The 17332-nt window shown below is 54.1% G+C and carries 18 protein-coding genes and 5 tRNA genes; 8 read left to right on the forward strand and 15 right to left on the reverse strand.

The window, feature by feature from the left end:
• Positions 1-12 precede the first annotated feature (12 nt).
• The 4 genes from B5E43_RS12695 to B5E43_RS15270 all read left to right on the forward strand — a co-directional run bounded on the left by B5E43_RS12695 (position 13) and on the right by B5E43_RS15270 (position 2372).
• Positions 13-777, forward strand: a complete 765-nt coding sequence (locus B5E43_RS12695) for a TatD family hydrolase (protein ID WP_087397284.1) — start codon at positions 13-15, stop codon at positions 775-777.
• Between the two features lie 15 nt (positions 778-792).
• Positions 793-1413, forward strand: coding sequence for a TatD family nuclease-associated radical SAM protein (locus tag B5E43_RS12700; RefSeq protein ID WP_087397286.1), 621 nt, complete (start codon positions 793-795; stop codon positions 1411-1413).
• Between the two features lie 244 nt (positions 1414-1657).
• The gene (locus B5E43_RS12705; protein ID WP_087397288.1) at positions 1658-2203 is read left to right on the forward strand and encodes a hypothetical protein; all 546 of its coding nucleotides are present in this window, start codon (positions 1658-1660) and stop codon (positions 2201-2203) included.
• A 1-nt stretch (position 2204) separates the two neighbouring features.
• The gene (locus B5E43_RS15270; protein WP_164475094.1) at positions 2205-2372 is read left to right on the forward strand and encodes a hypothetical protein; all 168 of its coding nucleotides are present in this window, start codon (positions 2205-2207) and stop codon (positions 2370-2372) included.
• A 43-nt stretch (positions 2373-2415) separates the two neighbouring features.
• On the opposite strand, the gene B5E43_RS12710 is transcribed toward B5E43_RS15270, so the two are convergent.
• The 4 genes from B5E43_RS12710 to B5E43_RS12725 all read right to left on the reverse strand — a co-directional run bounded on the left by B5E43_RS12710 (position 2416) and on the right by B5E43_RS12725 (position 7679).
• Positions 2416-3753: a butyryl-CoA:acetate CoA-transferase gene (locus tag B5E43_RS12710; protein ID WP_087397290.1), complete on the reverse strand. Its 1338-nt coding sequence runs from the start codon at positions 3751-3753 to the stop codon at positions 2416-2418.
• A 50-nt stretch (positions 3754-3803) separates the two neighbouring features.
• Positions 3804-5669, reverse strand: a complete 1866-nt coding sequence (locus B5E43_RS12715) for a DEAD/DEAH box helicase (RefSeq protein ID WP_087397292.1) — start codon at positions 5667-5669, stop codon at positions 3804-3806.
• Positions 5670-5745: 76 nt separating this feature from the next.
• The gene (locus tag B5E43_RS12720; protein WP_087397334.1) at positions 5746-6264 is read right to left on the reverse strand and encodes a shikimate kinase; all 519 of its coding nucleotides are present in this window, start codon (positions 6262-6264) and stop codon (positions 5746-5748) included.
• A 131-nt stretch (positions 6265-6395) separates the two neighbouring features.
• Complete coding sequence (locus tag B5E43_RS12725; protein WP_087397294.1) at positions 6396-7679, reverse strand: glycosyltransferase family 2 protein; 1284 nt, start codon at positions 7677-7679, stop codon at positions 6396-6398.
• Between the two features lie 863 nt (positions 7680-8542).
• Between B5E43_RS12725 and B5E43_RS12730 the strand changes: the two genes are divergently transcribed.
• Entirely contained in the window at positions 8543-9037 is a 495-nt protein-coding gene (locus B5E43_RS12730; RefSeq protein WP_143383012.1) for a DUF5677 domain-containing protein, read from the forward strand.
• 133 nt (positions 9038-9170) lie between these two features.
• Here the strand turns inward: B5E43_RS12730 and B5E43_RS12735 are convergent.
• The 6 genes from B5E43_RS12735 to pyrB all read right to left on the reverse strand — a co-directional run bounded on the left by B5E43_RS12735 (position 9171) and on the right by pyrB (position 10929).
• Positions 9171-9246, reverse strand: a tRNA-Lys gene (locus B5E43_RS12735).
• An 86-nt stretch (positions 9247-9332) separates the two neighbouring features.
• Positions 9333-9407, reverse strand: a tRNA-Gln gene (locus tag B5E43_RS12740).
• Between the two features lie 59 nt (positions 9408-9466).
• Positions 9467-9543, reverse strand: a tRNA-His gene (locus B5E43_RS12745).
• Between the two features lie 48 nt (positions 9544-9591).
• Positions 9592-9668 (reverse strand) — tRNA-Arg (locus B5E43_RS12750).
• A 3-nt stretch (positions 9669-9671) separates the two neighbouring features.
• Positions 9672-9745: transfer RNA gene (locus tag B5E43_RS12755), tRNA-Gly, on the reverse strand.
• Between the two features lie 122 nt (positions 9746-9867).
• Positions 9868-10929, reverse strand: coding sequence for an aspartate carbamoyltransferase (gene pyrB / locus B5E43_RS12760; RefSeq protein WP_087397298.1), 1062 nt, complete (start codon positions 10927-10929; stop codon positions 9868-9870).
• A 184-nt stretch (positions 10930-11113) separates the two neighbouring features.
• On the opposite strand from pyrB, the gene B5E43_RS12765 reads away from it, so the two are divergent.
• Positions 11114-11632, forward strand: coding sequence for a putative ABC transporter permease (locus tag B5E43_RS12765; RefSeq protein WP_087397299.1), 519 nt, complete (start codon positions 11114-11116; stop codon positions 11630-11632).
• A 40-nt stretch (positions 11633-11672) separates the two neighbouring features.
• On the opposite strand, the gene B5E43_RS15275 is transcribed toward B5E43_RS12765, so the two are convergent.
• From B5E43_RS15275 to B5E43_RS12780, 4 genes are all read right to left on the reverse strand, one after another.
• Complete coding sequence (locus B5E43_RS15275) at positions 11673-11843, reverse strand: hypothetical protein (RefSeq protein WP_164475095.1); 171 nt, start codon at positions 11841-11843, stop codon at positions 11673-11675.
• Positions 11844-11942: 99 nt separating this feature from the next.
• On the reverse strand, positions 11943-12683 hold the full coding sequence (locus tag B5E43_RS12770) for a polysaccharide deacetylase family protein (protein ID WP_242964827.1): 741 nt from the start codon (positions 12681-12683) through the stop codon (positions 11943-11945).
• A 165-nt stretch (positions 12684-12848) separates the two neighbouring features.
• The gene (locus B5E43_RS12775; protein WP_087397304.1) at positions 12849-13814 is read right to left on the reverse strand and encodes an SPFH domain-containing protein; all 966 of its coding nucleotides are present in this window, start codon (positions 13812-13814) and stop codon (positions 12849-12851) included.
• A gap of 34 nt (positions 13815-13848) precedes the next feature.
• On the reverse strand, positions 13849-14277 hold the full coding sequence (locus B5E43_RS12780; RefSeq protein WP_087397306.1) for an NfeD family protein: 429 nt from the start codon (positions 14275-14277) through the stop codon (positions 13849-13851).
• A 235-nt stretch (positions 14278-14512) separates the two neighbouring features.
• Between B5E43_RS12780 and B5E43_RS12785 the strand changes: the two genes are divergently transcribed.
• Together B5E43_RS12785 and B5E43_RS12790 are read left to right on the forward strand one after the other, a co-directional pair.
• Positions 14513-14938 carry a helix-turn-helix transcriptional regulator gene (locus B5E43_RS12785; RefSeq protein ID WP_087397308.1) on the forward strand — a complete coding sequence of 142 codons (426 nt, stop codon included), beginning with the start codon at positions 14513-14515 and terminating at the stop codon, positions 14936-14938.
• 235 nt (positions 14939-15173) lie between these two features.
• Positions 15174-15446: a DUF6465 family protein gene (locus B5E43_RS12790; protein ID WP_087397310.1), complete on the forward strand. Its 273-nt coding sequence runs from the start codon at positions 15174-15176 to the stop codon at positions 15444-15446.
• 232 nt (positions 15447-15678) lie between these two features.
• Here B5E43_RS12790 and groL read toward each other — a convergent pair whose 3' ends face one another.
• On the reverse strand, positions 15679-17307 hold the full coding sequence (groL, locus tag B5E43_RS12795) for a chaperonin GroEL (protein ID WP_087397312.1): 1629 nt from the start codon (positions 17305-17307) through the stop codon (positions 15679-15681).
• Positions 17308-17332: the final 25 nt, after the last annotated feature.

Consider the following 17332-nt stretch of genomic DNA (forward strand, 5'->3'; position numbering starts at 1 on the left):
CGAGGTGATTGGATGCGTGTATTTGACACCCACGCCCATTACGACTCCGGCGCCTTCAACGCCGACCGCATGGAGGTTTTGGCCTCCATGCCCGAGCAGGGTGTGGACTTGATTTTGAACCCCGGCTGCGACCTGGAGACCTCCCGCACTGCCGTGGAGTTGGCCGAGCAATTCCCCTTTGTCTACGCCGCCGTGGGGGTCCACCCCTCCGACTGCGGGGAGTGGACCGACCAGTGGCTGGAACAGCTGCGCTCCCTGGTCGCCCACCCCAAGGTCCGGGCCATCGGGGAAATCGGTCTGGACTACTACTGGAAGGACAATCCCCCCCGCCCCCTGCAGCAGACGGTATTTCGCCGCCAGATGGAGCTGGCCCAAGATTTGGGTCTGCCTGTGATTATCCACGACCGGGAGGCCCATCAGGACTGCCTGTCCATCGTTCGGGACTATCCCCAGGTCCGTGGGGTGTACCACTGCTACTCCGGCAGCCTGGAGGACGCCAAGGTGCTGGTTAAGCTGGGGTGGATGCTCTCCTTTACCGGAGTAATTACCTACAAAAATGCCCGAAAGGCCCTGGAGGTCATCGACTGGCTCCCCATGGACCGCATCATGATCGAGACCGATTCCCCCTACCTTACCCCTGAGCCCTTCCGGGGCAAGCGCAACGACTCCGGCAAGGTCCACCTAGTGGCAGAAACCATCGCCCGAGTCAAGGGCGTGCAGGCGGATGAAGTGGCCCGCATTACGTTGGAAAACGGCAAGCGGTTTTTTCAAATTTAAGGAGGCGTGAAGGCTATGACCATCACCTATGAATACGAGGGGGCGCTCTACGTCAACCTCACCAACAAGTGCAACTGCAACTGCGAATTTTGCCTGCGTCACGGCAAGGCCCAGGGCTCCATCTATACCGAGGACTCCCTGTGGCTGGAGCGGGAGCCCACCCGTCAGGAGGCTATGGACAGCTTTTTGAGCCGGGACGTGTGCTCCTACCGGGAGATCGTCTTCTGCGGCTACGGAGAGCCCACCTACCGTCTGGATGACATCCTTTGGCTGGTGGACCAGCTGAAGGAGCGCTTTGGAGACAAGCTGCCCCCCGTGCGCATCAACACCAACGGCCACGCCAACCTGATTCTGGGCCGGGACGTATGCCCCGAGCTGAAGGGCCGCATCGACACCCTGTCTATCTCCCTCAATTCGGACAATGCCGCTGACTACGCCGCCCTGTGTCACCCCATCCAGGGGGAGACGGCTTACCAGGCCATGCTGGACTTTGCCGGAGAGGCCAAGCACTTTGTCCCCCATGTGGTGCTCACCATTGTGGACAAGGATAAGACCCCTCAGGAGGTGGAGCACTGCAAGCAGATCGCTGCCGACCTGGGCGTCAAGCTGCGCATCCGCAGCTTCATCGACTCTTAACGGAATGCCGGGGCACAGCTGCGCCCCGGCTGTTTCTTATGCGGTGAGCTCCAGCTCCTCCCGGGCCTCCCGCTCGTTATCGGCAGAGAAGCAAAACCGCCCCGCCCAGTCGTACACTTCCACGTGTCCCCGTACCCATACAATGCTGTAATCCATCTGTTTTGCTCCTTTCCTGTTTGGGATTATGGCCCTATTTTAATTCATAAACAGTCCAATAAAACGGACAATAAAGGAAGGATGCCCGATGTATTTGTGGTGTGCTTTGTACCTGGTGGCTTTATACGCCCTGCAGTTTACTGTGGTGGCCCCTGTTGTATGTGAGGGAGTATTTCTTTCCCTGGGTCTGTTCGCCGGGCTGACTCTGTCCATCCTCCTGCTGACCGCAGTGGGAATTGGTCTGGCCATTGCCGGAGCCGTACGGGCCGTGGGGAACGAGAGACTCACCCGCCGGTTGACCCGCACCGCCCTGGCGCTGAAGCTGCTCACCATCCCCTTTTTCCTTCTCCACCTGTCCTCCTGGACGCTGCTCTCCGCCGCTTTTTTGGTGATCCCCGGTCTGCAGATTTTCCTGCTCTCCGTTTTTGTGGCGGTCGCCTTCGCCTATGGTGTGCTGCTGACCGGCTCCGCCTACTCCCTAGCCGCCCTGTATTGGGCCCATCGGGCCGGCCGTCTGGGACAAAAGGGTCTGGTGTGGGCCATTGTCTCCCAGTTTATCTTTGTGGCAGACGTAATCGGATACGTGGCGGCCCTCCTCTGGACCGTCAAGACCCGCTCCAAGGAGGTGCTGTAATTTGGGCCCCATCTATTACACGGTGACTGGGATCAACGGGGACTACGCCGATTTGATCTCCGGCCAGGGCCAACCCCACTCCATCACCATGTTTCTCCTGCCTGAGGGAACCACGGTGGGCAGCCGGCTGAAGCTGGAACAGTTTCAGTGGGAACTGCTGGATGAATAAAAAATCCCCTGTGCCTATGGCACAGGGGATTTTTTATTTAAACTTACTTGTTGGTGCGGCGCCAAATGTGCATCTTCTCCGCGTCCTGAATCAGCTGCTCCCGGAAATCGGGGTGGGCAATGGAGATCAGCGCCTCCGCCCGCTGCCAGGTGGACAGGCCCTTCAGGTTGACCATGCCGTACTCCGTGACAATATAATGCACGCAGGACCGGGGATCGGTGGCGATGGAACCGGGCGTCAGGGTGGGGACGATGCGGCTCTTCACGCTGCCGTCCTTTCCGGTGACGGTGGAGGACAGGCAGATAAAACTCTTGCCGCCCTTGGACAGGTAGGCGCCCATCACAAAGTCCAGCTGACCGCCGGTGCCGGAGATGTGCTTCAGTCCGGCAGACTCAGCGTTAACCTGGCCGAAGAGGTCCAAGTCAATGGCGTTATTGATGGAGATGAAGTTGTCCAGCTGGGCCAGCACCCGGACATCGTTGGTATAATCCACGGGAGCGGCCATGACCTCCGGGTTGCGGTCCACGTAGTCATACAGCTTCTTGGAACCGGCGGCGAAGGCGTAGACTTGACGGCCCTTGTCCAGGGCCTTGTTCCGGCCGGTAATCTTGCCCGCCATAGCCATATCCACAAAGCCGTCCACATACATCTCGGTGTGTACGCCCAGATCCTTCAGATCAGACTGGGCAATCATAGCGCCGATGGTGTTGGGCATACCGCCGATGCCCAGCTGCAGGCAGGCACCGTTGGGGATCTGGGGCACGATCAGCTCGGCAACCGCCTTGTCCACGGCGGTGGGCTCTCCGCCCCCGCCCAGCTGGGCCACCTCGGGGTTATCTCCCTCCACCACGTAGTCCACATCTTTAATGTTGATCTCGCAGCCGGTCAGGCCATAGACCCAGGGCAGGTTCTTGTTGACCTCCAGAATAATCACCTTGGCCTTGTCCAGCATGTCCGCCAGGTGGGAGGCGGCCAGGGCGTAGCTGAAGTTTCCGTGGCTGTCCATGGGGGTAACCTGGAGCATGGCCACGTCTACCTCCACGTTCTCCCGATAGAACCGGGGCAGCTCGGAATAGCGCATGGGGCTGAAAAAGCCCATACCCTTGGTCATGATCTTACGGTCGATGCCGCTGCAGTGCCAGGAGTTCCAGGTGAAGTGGTCGCCGGCATCCTCCGCCTTGGCGATCTCAGGCATCCACATGGTCACGCCGCCCCGCACCTTTACATCAAACAGCTCGTCCTTCCGGGCCGCCAGAGCCTTGTCCAGAGCCACAGGATGGTTGGTACACCAGCCGTAGTCCACCCAGTCCCCCGACTTGACTACCTTGACTGCCTCCTGGGCTGTGGTCAGCTTCTCTTGATACATCTTCTGATAATCCATCTCATTTGCCTCCGTCACGTTTTTCTAAAATATCCGGGGTACAAGGCCGGTCACCGGCCAATATCCAAGTAATAGGGTTTCATTAAGCTGGGCTGCTCGGTGGAGTCCTTGGGCTTGGAGCTATGGGGCTCCGAACCAGCCCCACGGCGGCCGCCCTGGTCCCGTTTCTTGGAACTGGGCGCCACGCGCCGGCGCTCCTCGTTCTGTCCCCCCCTACGATCTCCTTTTCCTGGTTTTGGGGGCTTGGGGGGCCGCTGGCTCTGAGCCTTCGTTTCCGGGCTGCGGGCCTTGCGCCCCTCCCCACTTCCGCTGTGCGGCTTGGGCACCGTCTTCTTTGCCGGACGCTGCCCCTCCCTACGCTGCTCCCGGGCAGGGGTAAGGGTGAGTGTCCGGGGTGCCAGCAGGCGGGCGGTGGCATCCAGCACGATGTCGCTGTCCAGAGGGTTGGGGCGCTGAAAGTCGGTCCGGGGCATGGAATCCCCGGTATCCATCAGCTTGCCGGACCGGGTCATCTTCGGCCGCTCCGGGCGGGTAACCGGGGTCTTCTCCTGCTCCAGCGTCTCCCGGACAGGGGACAGCACAGCCGCCTGCTGCCCGCCCTTCTTCCGGCGGCGGGAGCGCTTGCGGGGCTTCTCCCCCTCCTGGGCCACTGCTTTCTCGACCTGTTCCTCCACCTGGAGAGGTTGAGCCTCCTTCTTCTCCTTGGCCGCCTGCCGGGACTGTTCCCGCTGCCGGCGCAGCTCCTTGGCCGCAGAGCGCGCCTCTGCGTCCTCCTCGTTGATCACCATGGGGTAGGGGTGGTCCTCCACCACGGGAATGGTCCGTCCGGTCAGACGCTGAATTTCCTTCAGCAGCGGCTGCTCAGCAAAATCACAGAAGGCAATGGCTTCTCCACCCCGGCCTGCCCGGCCGGTACGGCCAATCCGGTGGACATAGGTCTCCGGCACCTCCGGGAGATTGTAGTTGAATACGTGGGACAGTTCCTCAATGTCCAGTCCCCGGGCGGCAATATCGGTGGCCACCAGGCAGCGCAGCTTTCCCGCCTTGAAGTCGTTCAGGGCCTGCTGCCGGGCGGTTTGACTTTTATTGCCGTGGATGGCAGCGGCGGAAATCCCCGCTTTCTCCAAGTCCCGTGCCACCTTGTTCGCCCCGTGCTTGGTCCGGGTAAACACCAGCGCGTTTTTTATCTCTTTGGTCTGAATCAGATAGGCCAGCAGCTTGGTTTTGTTTCCCTTATCCACCGGATAGACCCACTGCTGGATGGATTCCACCGGAGAAGAGATGGGATTGACCGCTACCTTCGCCGGATTGTGGAGCAGGGAGTTTACCAGCTCGGTGATCTCCGGCGGCATGGTGGCCGAAAAAAACAGGGTCTGCTTTTGAGCGGGCAGCCACTTGAGAATTTTCTTCACATCGTGGATAAAGCCCATATCCAGCATACGGTCTGCCTCGTCCAGTACAAAGATCTCCAGATGGTCCAGGGACACATACCCCTGGTCATGGAGGTCCATCAGCCGTCCCGGAGTCGCCACCAAAATATCCACTCCACGGCCCAGGGCCTCCACCTGGGGCGTCTGACCCACTCCTCCGAAGATAACGGTATGACGCAGCTTCAAATATTTCCCATAGGCAGCAAAGCTCTCGTCAATTTGGATCGCTAACTCCCGGGTAGGGGTCAAAATCAGGGCCCGGATAGGCCGGGCGGACGCCCCCAACCGAAATCCGGATAGCCGCTGCAAAATCGGGGCGGCAAAGGCACAGGTCTTTCCTGTACCGGTCTGGGCGCAGCCCAGCACATCCCTCCCAATCAGCGCAGGCGGAATGGCTTTGGCCTGGATGGGCGACGGAGACTGGTACCCCTGCTCCTCCAGAGCCCGTAAAATTGGGGCGGACAGCCCCAGGTCACGAAATGTCATGCAATACATCCTTTACAAATTCCAAGGCCGTCCAACATGGACCGCCCGGCCCACGGTAACCCTGTGGGCTAGGGAGTTACAGGCGGGGAATCCCCTCTTCCTTCAGCCGTTGCAGCACCAGATGGACAGTCTGCGCCAAGGGCTGGCTGCCGGAGCAGTCCACAATGAGGTCGGCATACCGACGATAGAGCGGATCCCGGTAGGCCATCACATCGGCCAGGGTCTGTCCCGGCTCCATGGCAATCCCACGACTGGAAAGATTCTGGATCCGCTGCTCCAGCTCCTGTAGGGGGACATTCAAATAGACCACCGCCCCCAGGGAGCGAAGATGGTCTGCGGCCTTCTCCCGGCAGATAGCACTGCCTCCCGGCGCAATAATGGTACGGGTACAGGAAAGGGAGCAAACAGCCCGTTCCTCCGCCTCTAAAAAAGCCTGGGTGCCCCTGGTATCCAAAATTTGCTGCAGCAGAGCCCCTTCCCGGTTCTGAATGACCAAATCCACATCTAAAAAATCGTATCCCAGGGCCTTAGCCAGCAACACACCGACCGTACTTTTCCCGGAGCCCGGCATACCAATCAGTACAATATTATCCAAACAGCTGCTCCCAACCTTTACAAAGTGAATCAATTTATATCATACCACCTTTTGGTTAAAAAAGAAAGGGGGCAGTGACGAAAAGGAGCCGGTCCCAGTAGGGACCGGCTCCGAAAAACCCACCGTTTCCATTAAGCCTTGCGCAGCGCATTTTGGCTGCTGGAGTGGTAAATGGGGGTCCACTCCACCTTTTTGACCAGAGCAGCTAAAGAGATGGGAATATATGTAAACATAAAGATGGGGAACAGAAAGGTGTAAAGCAATTTCCGGTGGGCGGGAATGGCAATCTTTCGCCACTCACACAGCACCGTCAACAGACCGAACAGGAACAGCCCCACATAGAAATTGATAACCGTAGAGAACATGAATCCTCCGGCAATGTTCAGCACCCGGTTTGCTATGTAAGCGGGAGCCCCCCAACAGATTAGACAGATCAGCAAATTAAACGCGATCAGCGCCAATGTCAGAAGCATGCCAGGCGCCACTGTCATGAACATATCGTAGCACGACCAGCTTCCCCGCCCTGGGCGGCGGAAAATTCCCTTTAGCAACCCATGGCTATAATTCCGGTCCACCTGGTAAAAGCCTTTGGACCACCGCATCCGCTGATTCCAGGACTGTTGGAAGGAGGTGGGCTGTTCATCATAAATGATTGCTTTTTCACAATAACCGATCCGCTGACCCTTAATGGCACAGTCCACAGAAAACTCAATGTCCTCGGTGAGCAGGTGGAAGGGCCAGCCTCCGTTGCGGCGTATGACATCAGCGGACACCAAAAATCCGGTACCGGAGACGTGGCAATTGGAGCCTAACAGCATCCGGGGGCGATTGAGGAACCGCGCCTCCCGCAAAAACCAGATGGCATACCCAGCAGAAATCCAGTTGGAGCCAAAGTTTTTAGAGTTGCGGTAACAGGTAATGGCCGCATAGTTTCCTTTATCAAACACCTTATTCATTTCTGCTGTGAAATTAGGATCCACCAGATTATCCGCGTCAAAGATCAGGTAGCCGTCGTATTTATCCCGGCCCTCTTTCTCCAACACATGGAAGAGATAATCCAGCGCATATCCTTTCCCCTTCTGCACCTGATTGAACCGCTCATACACACAGGCTCCAGCCTGACGGGCCACCTGTGCGGTGCGATCGGTACAGTTATCCGCCACTACATAGATATCCAGGTAACCGGTTGGATAATTCTGTCCCTTTAAACATCGGATCAAATCTCCGATTACTCCTGCTTCATTTCTGGCCGAGATCACGGCCGCATAGCGATGAATCCTCACACCATCCGCTTTTTTCGTCTCGCGGCGGTGAATCAGTCCCAAAACTAAATAGACAAGCTGATAAAAATAGAGAACGGTAAAAAGTGCGGCCAACAACAAGTTGAATGCCTCTACCAAACGTATTGTATCCATGACAATCACCTTTTCGTTTCTTGCACAAAGTTATACTCATTTTCTTATGCTGAACTATCATAGCATCTCTTTCAAATATTACAAGATCATTTTGCAAGTATTAATAAAAAGTTAAAAAGATATTCATATGTTTATAAAGATAGCATTAAATTGCCAAAAATAAAGAGAAAAGTATTTTGTAATAAATGTCAAAATAACGAAAACTTTCTTTGTCCTTTCTTCATTATTTTTTTGTTGGGTGCAATTTTCAAATTTATTCCATCAAATTTTGTCTTTCCTGCTGCCTTTGAAAAAACAGCGCTCCTCTTGAACGCCAACGTTCCCAAAAGGGCGTTAAACAGGTCTTTGATTTGACCGTTAAGCAGTTTTGGATGTCCAGATTTTCTCGACAACCCTGCTCATTGTAATTCCTTGTGCTGCCAATATTTTTTCATAAAAAACGAGGGCCGGCTTTTGGGACAGATCAAAAAATCTGTTTCAAAAGTCGACCCTCATTCATATGAAACGGGTGAACGGTTTCCAGGACAATCCCCTAGGTCTGCACCCACCCCCAAACCGGAGCCCAGCGCAAGCAGGTCCGGTTTGGAAAGGAGGAGGAGCAAAATGAGCGCGCTCTGACTTTTATAAAAAAGTCGGAGCACGCGATATGTCGCATGCTCCGACGTGGAACATCGCAACACTATAGATGCAGAAGTTGCCACCTTAATCGCATTGACTTTGATACGGATGTTGCAAGATAATATGTTTGTGATAATATAAAACAACAAGTATTCTGTGTGGAGGCGGTATCTGTGGCACTATGCATTCAAACTCCCTGTAGCTTACAGTGGAGGCTGGATGAGTTGGACAAAATAATCGATTCTATGGAAAATGAAATCGAAGCGGCAATTACGCAGCAACAAATTCAAACAGGTCACGACTATACTAATATTATACTGCGTACGGCTGGAAAATCCATTGTCAGTATGAGGGAAATTATTCACTTATCTGCTTTCGGTTACCCGGATGGAGCATTGTCACTTACGAGAAACATATACGAGCATGTTATAATATTGGCTTTTTTCGAAAATCACAAATCCGACAATGATTTTGGTAACTATGTAGATGACTACTATGTTGACTATGATATTCAGCGCAACAAGGCCTTGCAATATGAGAGTAAAAACTGCACCCAAGATGCTGAGGCACTGACTGCTCTCAAAAATGAACTTGATCAGCTCAAACAGACAGCGCATCATCGGGTGGCCGGGGATTACTGGTGGTCAGGTAGTTCTATCTACATCAACCATTACGATATCTTTCCGAGAATCTTTTTTCCAGTTCTCCATCTTGCGCCCCCCTTTTTTCTTCTATTATAACAGAAGAACCCCGCCTGTGGCGAGGTTCTTTGACAGACTGAAAATAGAGCCAAGGTCTTACGACCTTGGCTCTATTTTTACTATTACGGCAAATACATTTCTCACGACTATGAGTGTTCGTATTTGCGCGTCTTGGTGACCCAGCGGAGATTCGAACTCCGGACACCCTGCTTAAAAGGCAGGTGCTCTGCCGACTGAGCTACTGGGTCATAAAACGGCAGGCCAAACCGCAACCAACTCCTAGGGTCACGGTTTGGACAGGGGTAAGGCAGAATCAACTCCTACCTCTATGCCGTGGCAGGGATGGCTGGACTCGAACCAGCGAGTGAGGGAGTCAAAGTCCCTTGCCTTACCACTTGGCTACACCCCTAAATCAAAAGGAAAAAGCGAAGGGCCGGAGCCGAAGCTCCGGCCCTTCCGCCTAACGTATGGGGTGGGTAAAGGGACTCGAACCCTCGACACCCGGAACCACAATCCGGTGCTCTAACCAACTGAGCTACACCCACCATATCATAACGGTACCTCGGGAACTGCGCCTGCCAAACAAAAATGGATGGCACGCCTGAAGGGACTCGAACCCCTGACCCACTGCTTAGAAGGCAGTTGCTCTATCCACCTGAGCTACAGGCGCATATGGAGCGGGTGATGGGAATCGAACCCACGCGACCAGCTTGGAAGGCTGGGATTCTACCATTGAACTACACCCGCATAGTTGGCGCGTCCCTTGTGTCAGCCACAAGATGTTATCATAGATTACCCCTATTTGTCAATCCCTTTTCCACTTTTTTTCCGTCACTTTAAAAAATTAAAGCCGCTTCTGCGGCCCCCTCCTATCGGAGGGCGGCATCGCAGAAGCCACAGCAATCTATATTTCCCACTTTTTTAACCAGGGGCGGCAAATAGGGCTGTGTTTGAGTAATGCAACGAGGATTAGAACAAACTGGTTTGGTCCCGATCTCCACAGACGGTACCTGCTCCTCCCTGGGCTGTAAAGCCAGGTGTTCCAGCAACGCCATCCGGGCAAACATTCCGTATCGGGCCTGCTGGAAATAAACTGCCCGAGGATCGTCGTCCACATCCACCGTAATCTCATCCACTCTGGGCAATGGATGCATCACCAGCATATCCTTTTTCGCCCGATCCAGCTTACGCCGGGTAAGAACATAAATTCCCTTATTTCGCTCATATTCCAGGGGATCTACAAAGCGCTCCTTCTGGATCCGGGTCATGTACAGCACATCCAGCTGGGGGATCACCGCCTCTAGCCCGGTCACTTCAGTAAACCGCATGCCATTTTCCTTCATAAATACTCGCATATACTCCGGAACCGCCAACTCCCGCGGAGAAATGAGGAAAAATTGAATGTTCTTAAACTTGGCCATCGCCTTGATCAGGGAATGCACCGTGCGCCCATTTTTCAAGTCACCACACAGTCCCAGGGACAATCCGTCCACTCCCCCCAGCAGGCGGGTCATAGTGGTGAGATCGGCCATGGTCTGGGTGGGATGCATATGTCCGCCGTCTCCCGCATTGATCACCGGCACATGGGAATACAGCGACGCAGCTTTAGCCGCTCCTTCCCAAGGCGTACGCATTACAATCACATCCGCATACCCGGACACCATTTTAATAGTATCTTTCAGCGTCTCACCTTTGGCTACGGAAGAAGAATTGGGGTCAGCAAAGCCAAACACCGTGCCTCCCAGACGCAGCATCGCCGTCTGGAAAGAAAAATTCGTCCGCGTTGAGGGTTCATAAAACAGATTGGCGGACACCTTACCCCGGCATACATCAATGAATCGGCTGGGATCATCTATGATCTGGCTGGCCCGGGCATATAGGGCGTCCCACTCTTCGCGGGCCAGATCTCCAAAATCAATCAAGTGCCGCATAGACGCGCTCACTCCTCTTCCTTCATCAAATTTTCTTCCAAATATCCTACCACAATCCGACCTGTTCCGCAAGCGATCCCACCTATTTTCCCCCTATTCTCCCTTTGTGCTCTCTTACAAAATTTCCCCCGCATGAACCCGGGGTTTCTTGTCACCCTAAGGAGGAATAGGAGGGATTGGTTTTTTGATCTGGGTTTGGTATTTTATTCTGTATAGTTTTATTGGATTTATCCTCGAAGTAATCTATTCAAAAGCCACAAATGGCAGTGGGGGACGCAAATGCCTGCTGGTATTGCCCCTCTGTCCTGTCTATGGCCTGGGAGCCTGCGCCATTCTACTCCTCCCCCCTGAGATAACCAGCCATCCACTGCTCCTCTTCCTCTTTGGCGGGTTAATCGCTACGGCGGTGGAATATGGGGTAGCGCTTTTTTATGAATGGGCCTTTCAGGTCTCTTTCTGGAATTATCAAGGGCTGCCCGGAAATCTCCACGGCCGGGTCTGCCTCCCCTTTTCTCTGATTTGGGGGGTACTGACTCTTCCCCTTGTCTACGGCCTGCACCCAGCTTTATCTCCCTGGTTGGAAGCAGTGCCCCTCTCCATCTCTTGGCTGGCCTTTGCCACCCTGCTGACCGATTCTCTGGTCTCCGCAGCTCTGCTGCGAAAAACCGGAGACCGAGGCTGCCTGCGTTGGTATGCCTCCTGAGTCCAAAAAAGATAACCGCCGGTAAACCGGCGGTTATCTTTTACTCTTCGTAGTCGTCATACTCCGAGGCGCAGGCACCACGCTGAATCTTTCCCTTCGCGCAATCTCCCAGCTCGGCCAGTTTGTCCCAATAGGCAATCAGGGCACAGATCACGGCCGCCGCCCCCAGAGACAATGCGACAATCTTCAGCACAAAACGGGCAACTTTCATAGACTTGCTCCTCCTTCGCTTTTCAATTGTTGCTCCTAGTTTACATGATAGCGAAGAAAATTACAATCATTTTTCAAAATTTAATAGACCTATTTCCTCTCAATCCTCTGCCGGACGCAAAGCGGTATACAATCTCCCCTTTTCTGCTTGCAGTCCCCGCAGGGTGATGAGCTGCTCCACCGTTACAAAACAATAGCCCCGATCCAAAAGGATATCCACAATATTCAAGGCCGCATCCACCGAGCTGTCATAGATGTCATGCATCAAAATAATATCTCCATCCGAAACATGTTCTGTCACTGCCGCCACAATCCGCCCGGTATCGTTGTCCTTCCAGTCTTCCGGGTCCACCGACCACAGGACCAAAGGTCCATCCGCCCATTTTACCACTGACCGATCCACAATCCCATAGGGCGGACGAAGCCAATAATCCCCCGGTCCCAAAATCTCTGACAGCAGAGCTCGGGTCTTCCCCACCTGGAGGTCAAAGTCCTGCCGGGACAGATCCGTGATCATTACATGGTCATAGGTATGGATCCCTATTTGGTGTCCAGCAGCCGCCATCTCCTGAATCAGCGCCTCACTGCCTTCAATCCGTGAGCCTACAAGAAAAAAGGTGGAACATACCTCCCGCAGCTCCAGCCCTTCCAACAGGCGGCCAGTGGTGGAATTTCGGGGGCCATCATCAAAGGTCAGCGCCACCAACGGCGCAGGTCCCGTCGGTAGCTCCACCTGAGCTTCTCCTCCCACCGGAAGGGGATACGCATTCTCTCCTCCCGCCAGCGCCAGTCCAGCTGAAAGGACCATTAACAGCAGACGCTTGGGCCATTTCCCTTTCAAATTCCCTTCCGCCCCTTTCCATGTCATTCATGGACAGTATGCGCCAAGAGAATCCGTTTGTTGCCTCACAGTTTTTGTTAGTTTTCGTTCCAGACCTACATACAAAAACCGGCGCCCCCGACCGGTTCTTTTCAGTGGGGGCGCCGGAAATAAAATGAATTTCAATCAGCCCTTCGTCCCAGGCTTCACAGCCGAGGCTTTCGGGTCCTCCGTATCAAAGACGGTCTTGGCGGCAGCTGCCAGTCCAGCCAGTCCCTGAATTTCGCTGGGAATAATAATCTTAGTGGCCTTTCCATTGGCGGCCGCCTCAAAGGCCTCCAAGGCCTTAATTTTAATGACGCCCTCTCCTGGTTGTGCCTCATTGATGAGCTTAATTGCATCAGCAGTGGCCTGCTGTACTTTCATAATCGCCTCGGCCTCGGCCTCAGCCTCCAGAATCTTAGCCTGCTTGGCACCTTCCGCCTGGAGAATAGCCGCCTGCTTGGCTGCATCGGCCCGCAGAATGGCCGACTGCTTTTCGCCTTCCGCCACCAGGATTTGGGACTGTTTCTGGCCTTCTGCTTGCAGAATGGCCTCCCGGCGCTCCCGCTCCGCCCGCATTTGCTTCTCCATGGACTCCTGAATGTCCCGCGGCGGCATAATGTTCTTCAACTCCACCCGGTTGACCTTAATACCCCAGTTGTCCGTGGCCTCGTCCAGGATGGCGCGCATCTGACTGTTGATGTGATCCCGGCTAGTCAGAGACTGATCCAGCTCCAGGTCGCCAATAATATTACGCAGGGTGGTTGCAGTAAGGTTCTCAATGGCGGACATGGGATTTTCTACCCCGTAGGTGTACAACTTTGGATCGGTAATCTGGAAGTAGATCACCGTGTCGATCTGCATGGTCACATTATCCTTGGTAATCACAGGCTGGGGCGGGAAATCCACCACCTGCTCCTTCAGGGAAACATTTTTGGCCACTTGCTCAAAAATGGGTACCTTCACATGAAAGCCCACTTCCCAAACCGTGCGGAACGCACCCAGACGCTCAATCACAAATGCTCGGGACTGGGGAACAATCTTGATACAAGACCCCAAAAGGATTAAAACAAACAGAACAATGATTCCCAAAATAATCCATTTTAGCATAGGTTCTCCTCCATATCTGTATTGATGTCCACTCTCATTTCAACGCCACAAATACTTTGACTCCTTCAATCCGGAGCACCTTTACTTCCGTTCCCACCGGGACGGCCACTCCCTCCTGGCTTCGGGCCGACCAAATTTGTCCGGCAATATTTACCTGCCCCTTTCCTTCAATGTTGTCAATCGCCTCTGTCACCACAGCGGTCTGCCCAATCACTCGGTCAGCATTAGTAGGAGACCGGCTGTTTTTCATAAAACGGGCCGCCGCTGGCCGAATCAGCACCAGAGACAAGGCAGACAGCAGGAGAAATACGACTATCTGTAGCCAGATCCCACCGCCCATTACCGCAACAATCAATCCGCCCAGCGCTCCCACTGCAAACCAGATAAAGGTTAGGCCTACCGTCAGCACTTCTCCCACAATCAATACGATCAACGCAATCAACCAAATCGCACTCGGCAGCATAGCGACTCCTTTCTATTTCCCGCACTTCTCAGTTGGGTACACCAAAGTTTTTCTTTATCATATCATAACTTCATTCTGATTACCACTAGATTTCATAGCCACTCCCCCAAAAATCTGGAAGCTCCTTTGCTTCAGTTCTTCCTTCCCTTGCCACTATGCAAACAGCATATTGTTTCCCTGTTCAAAATCCTGTAAAGTTACGGTAATGAGATCTTGCGGGAAAGGGAGGACAGGAATGGTCTTCAAGAATACCGATGACCTGGGCTCAGAGTTACTGAGTCAACCAAATCTGGATAAATATTTAAAAAGCAATCAGACTAGCTTTTTTGATTGGGACATATCTGAGCTTCTGTCCCGGCTTTACGAGAAAAAAAATATTTCCAAAGCCTCTCTGGCCCGGTGCGCCAACATCAGCGAAGTTTACCTCCACCAAGTATTTTCTGGACGTAGGATTCCCTCCCGAGACCGCCTGCTGTGCATTTGCATTGGTCTACAGGCCTCTTCTGAGGAAACACAAACCCTGCTCAAACAGGCAGGCTACGCCCAATTATACCTCAGGCATAAACGGGACGCTATTATTTACTATGGACTGATTCATCACCTCTCCCTCCCCGAAATTAACGATCAATTGATTTTCCACGAAGAAAAGGCGCTCATTTAATCTGAATCTTTGAGTATTCTTGTAGTATTTCATTCTCTTTTCCCATTTTGAAGCAATCATTACCGGGTTTCCAATATAATCCGTTTTTTTGCCATACCAAATCCTTCCAAATTCAAGGATTTCTAAGCACCTTACCACTTGAAAATATAGCATATGTGGTATAAAATATCATAAAATATCATTACAGCATATACTCTAACCAAAGAAGATATTGATATTAAGGGAGGAATTTTTTATGACCAGAACTGTCAAGGCAAAAGACACCTCTGTGTCCCAGGTTAAGAAGACAGTGGCCCGAACCGTTACCAAGTGTGAGGAGGATATCTATATCCAATTCGCCGGCCATGAGTGGAAGATAACCGATCTGGCCGACAAGATCAAGGACACCTATGTGGCCGATGGACACAAGATCTCCGCCATCAAGAAGCTCACGGTTTACGTGAAGCCCGAGGAGAAAAAGGCCTATTACGTGGTAAACGAGACCGAGACTGGTTGCGTGGAGTTTTAATTTCTCTGCACTTTTTGGACCACAACACGCCGGCTGACCGGCACAATTGACCAGTGACATATGCCCCCATTCCAACACATTCCGGCTTGGGTTTGTGTGTGCCCAGGTGACTCTCCCCCTTCGGGTGAGGTTTTCCGACTGTGTTTGGACGGGGGCATTTTATATAAAAATGACAAAGGGCCGGCACACATCAATGATGTGTGCCGGCCTTCTTTCTTTTTGGCGAGACCGCTTAGTACATGCCGCCCATGTCGGGGGCAGCGGGAGCGGCAGGTGCGGGGGGCTGAGGCTTGTCGGCCACCAGAGCCTCGGTAGTCAGCAGAGTGCTGGCGATGGAGGCGGCGTTCTCCAGAGCGGAACGGCTGACCTTGGTGGGATCCACGATACCGGCGGAAATCATATCCACGTAGGTCTCGTTGTAGGCGTCGAAGCCATAGCCGGTCTTGCCGGACTCCTTGATCTTCTCCAGCACCACGGAGCCGTCGATGCCGGCATTGGCAGCGATCTGCTTGACGGGAGCGGTCAGAGCGCGGGCAATGATCTGCACGCCGGTCTTCTCGTCGCCCTCGGCGTCAGCCAGCAGCTTCTCCACAGCGGGGATCGCGTTGAGGTAAGCGGTACCGCCGCCAGCCACAATGCCCTCTTCCACAGCGGCGCGGGTGGCGTTCAGAGCGTCCTCAATGCGCAGCTTCTTCTCCTTCATCTCCACCTCGGTGGCAGCGCCAACCTTGATGACAGCCACACCGCCGGCCAGCTTGGCCAGGCGCTCCTGCAGCTTCTCCTTGTCATAATCGGAGGTGGTAACCTCGATCTGGCTCTTGATCTGGGCCACGCGAGCCTTGATGTCCTCAGACTTGCCGGCGCCATTGACAATGGTGGTATTCTCCTTGGTCACCTTGACCTGGCGAGCCTGGCCCAACATATCCATCTGAGCTTCCTTCAGCTCCAGACCCACATCAGCGGAAATCACCTGGCCGCCAGTGAGGATGGCGATATCCTGGAGCATCTCCTTGCGGCGGTCACCGAAGCCGGGGGCCTTCACGCACACCACATTCAGGGTGCCGCGCAGACGGTTGACGATCAGAGTGGACAGAGCGTCGCCTTCCACATCCTCAGCAACGATCAGCAGCTTCTTGCCGGACTGAACCACCTGCTCCAAAATGGGCAGCAGCTCCTGGATGTTGGAGATCTTCTTATCAGTGATGAGGATGAGGGCGTCGTCCAGGTTGGCCTCCATCTTCTCGGTGTCGGTGACCATGTAGGGGGTAATGTAGCCCCGGTCAAACTGCATGCCTTCCACGACCTCAGAGTAGGTCTCAGCGGTCTTGGACTCCTCGATGGTGATGACGCCGTCATGGCCCACCTTCTCCATGGCCTCGGCAATCAGCTTACCGATGCTCTCGTCGCCGGAGGAGACAGCACCCACGCGGGCGATATCCGCGCTGCCGTTGACCTTCTGGCTGTTGGCCTTCATAGCCTCGATGGCAGCGGAAGTGGCCTTGGCAATGCCCTTCTTCATGATCATGGGATTGGCACCGGCAGCCAAATTCTTCAGGCCCTCATGAACAATGGCCTGAGCCAGCAGGGTGGCGGTGGTGGTACCGTCACCAGCCACATCGTTGGTCTTGGTGGAGACCTCCTTCACCAGCTGAGCGCCCATGTTCTCAAAGGGGTCCTCCAGCTCGATCTCCTTGGCGATGGTTACACCGTCATTGGTGATCAGGGGGGCGCCGAACTTCTTGTCCAGCACCACGTTGCGGCCCTTGGGGCCCAGAGTGATCTTCACGGTATCAGCCAGCTGATTAACACCCTTCTCCAGGGCCTTGCGGGCCTCTTCGCCGTAGCAAATAATTTTAGCCATAACGCATTACCTCCAAACGATCTAG

It is taken from the genome of Flavonifractor sp. An100, from assembly GCF_002161175.1.
Taxonomy (GTDB): Bacteria; Bacillota; Clostridia; order Oscillospirales; family Oscillospiraceae; genus Lawsonibacter.